Origin of the sequence: Synechococcus sp. R55.7 (assembly GCF_047461955.1) — a bacterium.
GTDB lineage: Bacteria > Cyanobacteriota > Cyanobacteriia > Thermostichales > Thermostichaceae > Thermostichus.
Window position 1 is genome coordinate 1 of sequence record NZ_JANSIC010000278.1, and the last position, 2,908, is coordinate 2,908.

Annotated in this window: 2 protein-coding genes; both read right to left on the reverse strand. The window is 61.9% G+C overall.

The genetic code is table 11. The features are described from left to right. The coding region (locus tag NW820_RS11635; protein WP_414407562.1) for a glutamate-cysteine ligase family protein at positions 1 to 1,384 on the reverse strand (1,384 nt) is incomplete at its 3' end. Between the two features lie 152 nt (positions 1,385 to 1,536). Then, a partial coding sequence (locus NW820_RS11640; RefSeq protein ID WP_414407563.1) for a TldD/PmbA family protein occupies positions 1,537 to 2,908 on the reverse strand: 1,372 nt, incomplete at its 5' end.

Here is a 2,908-nt window from a genome sequence, read left to right on the forward strand (position 1 = left end):
TGAGATCCCAGGTGTGTACCGGTTGGCCTTGCCGCTGCCGTTCCCAGTAGGCACAGGTTAATTGTTGCATATCTTTACCATGCCGGGCGACATAGCGGCGCTGCCAGGTGGCCCCATTCTGCCCCGACTCCACCCGGGCGCGGAGAATGCCCAGGTACTCCTGAATATCGGAGGGGGCCAGATCCAGTTGAACCAAACCCGCCTCTGCTTGGGGGATCAGCTCTTCCAGCAGCAATTGGCGCAGGGATCCCTGCCAACCCTTGAGCCAAGTGATGGGGGCCTCCAGACCCCAGCGGGCCGCCGTGTAGAAATTGGCGCGGCACTGGGCAAAGCTTAGCTCCTGCTCGGGGGAAACGGGCTGGGATCCCAAGGCTTGTACCAGGCCAAAGTAGAAGGCCGCGTTGGCGATCATGTCGGGTAGGGTTGGGCCTGCCGCTGCCACCCGCTGTTCGATGCGCAAGTGGGGAACGGGATCCAAGCCGATCAGGGGTCGGTTCCAGCGCCAGATGGTGCCGTTGTGGAGGCGCAGATGGGCCAGCTCCCAGGGAGAGGCGGCCAACGTTTGCGGCAGCACCACCGGGTAGCGATGCACATTTTCCCAAAACAGCTCCATCAGGGATCCCTGTACATAGCCTTGCCCGAAGGTGACGCGGGGGCAGTGGGTGGGGGAGGGCGGGGGTGGCCCATCCAAAGCTTGCTCAAACAAAGGGATGCGGGTTTCTGCCCACAGATCGTGCCCGAACAGGTAGGGGGAATTGGCCGCCAGCGCCACCAAAGGGGCCGAGGCGATGAGAGAAGCGTTGAAGTAGCGGGCTGCCTGGTGGGGGGCCACCTGCAGATGGATTTGAAAGGAGGTGGTCGCCGCCTCCAGCATGATGTCCGGGTGGGTAACCCGCAACCGCCCAGCCGGTCCTTCGATATCTAGCCCCAGGGAAGGGATCGCTTGGGATTGCTCACGCCGGTGCAAGTTCAGGATCTGCTCGTTGAGGGCCAGGTAACGCTTGCGGGGGGAGATCATCTCCAAGGTCAGTTGCTTTTGCTGCACCGTGGGCAAAATCCCGATCATCATCAACCCCGCCTGCAAGTGTTCGGCCACTTGGCAACAGCGATCCCACGTTTGGCCCAGCTCTTGCTGAAACTGCCGCAGAGCCAAGCCGGTCAAAACTTGGGGCCGGCTGTTGATCTCCACGTTGAACTGGGCCAGTTCCGGCACCACCAGCGGATCGTTCACCGCTTCCAGGTAGGCTGAGTTGATCGGGGCCGGATCCCCCTGAGGGGTCACCAGCCATGCCTCCAGCTCAAACCCGCCCACCGGGGATCCCTGGGCAAAGGGCTGACAAGCCGGATCCAGCCCCGGCGCACCGGCCAACCAGCGCTCGAGCAACTTCGTCTCTTGCTGGAGCCGAGCTGCAAACTGAGCAAAGTCTGCAGTACCAAAACGGAGGCAGGTGATCTCCTGGCCCATGGGAACAACTCCGCAGCTTTTGGGAATGAGGTTAATCGCTGTTGCCGGGATCTCGACACCCCTAGCTTTACTTAGCCCGCAGTGATGGATACATCTTCAATGCGCAGGGCGGGAAAGGCAGCCGTGCCGTTGAAAACCGTTACTTCCTGGGAAATGGCGGAGATATTGCGCAAACAATCGTAGAGATTGCCGGCAATGGTGGTCTCCAGGATGGGGCGTTTCTCGCCGCCTTTGACCAAGAAGCCCCCTTTCACCACCCCAGAAAAGTCACCGGTAATGGGGTTGCTGCTGCCGGAGAGGCGGGTGACGATAACTCCCCGATCCATCGCGTAGAGCTCGGACAGGGGGGTTGTCCCCGGCGCCACTCTCAAACAAGCTGGCCCCACCCCCGGCAGGCTGCCCGCCCCCCCTGTGGCATGGCCGTTGGAGGAAACGCCAGCAGCGCGGGACTCGTAGCTGTTGTACATGAAGTTGCAGAGGATCCCTTCGTGAACCAAGGGGGTAATCTGGCGAGGGATCCCTTCGCGGTCGAAGGGCTCAATGGGGTAGCCGGGCAGGCCCAGGCCTTCAGAAACCACGGTGAGCAACGGGCTGGCGATCCGGGATCCCATTTTTTGCGCCAAGGGGCTTTTGCCTTTGCGCACCGCATCCGCCCCCAAGACAAAGAGGAGATCCCCCAGGAAGTCCTCCACCACATCTGGAGGGAGAATGATAGGGCCGCGGAAGCTCTCCCCCTCGCCAGCCCCCAGCGCGCCCACGCATTTCTGGACAAAGCGATCAAAAGCCCGCTCCAGCGCCGGCACCAGATCGGCCCGCTTCTGCACACTGTCGCCGTCGTAGGCAAAGCTGCCCACCTCGTCCCCGTCGATGGCCATGCCAAACAGGGATCCCCCCGCCTCGACACTGTGGTAGTTGGCCCGGATGCCGGTGGAAGAGGCGATGGCCAGGGTCTCTTCCTCCACGCTGAGGGAGCCGCTGTCGATGGTGATGCGAGGGTCTTTGGATCGCACCCACTCCAGCAATTGGGATCCCAACTGGGTCAGGGTGGCGGCATCCAGTTCCAGCAGCCCCGGATCAAGGGCAAAGGGCACCTGGGGCAAAGGTTGGGGCTCCGGCAGCCCGTTGAGGGGATCCGCCGGCGAAGCCTTGGCCATGGTCACAGCCTCAGCAGCCGTCTCAGCTAACTCTTCCGGGCGGTTGGAGGTGGCAAAGCCCAGCCTGCCGTCGCAGAAAACCCGAATGCCGAACAGGGTCTCGCTGCTGCTGCGGGCCAGGTTGAGGTCATTTTTCTCAAAAGTGACTTCCGTTTCCCGGCCTGAGTTGGCAAACACTTCTGCCTGGTCGGCTCCAGCGGCCAACGCCTTGTACACACCCTGTTCACAGAGATCCAGCAGGTTTTCCGGGGAAATGATGGAGCTGGGCATAAAAGTGAGATGGCAAGAG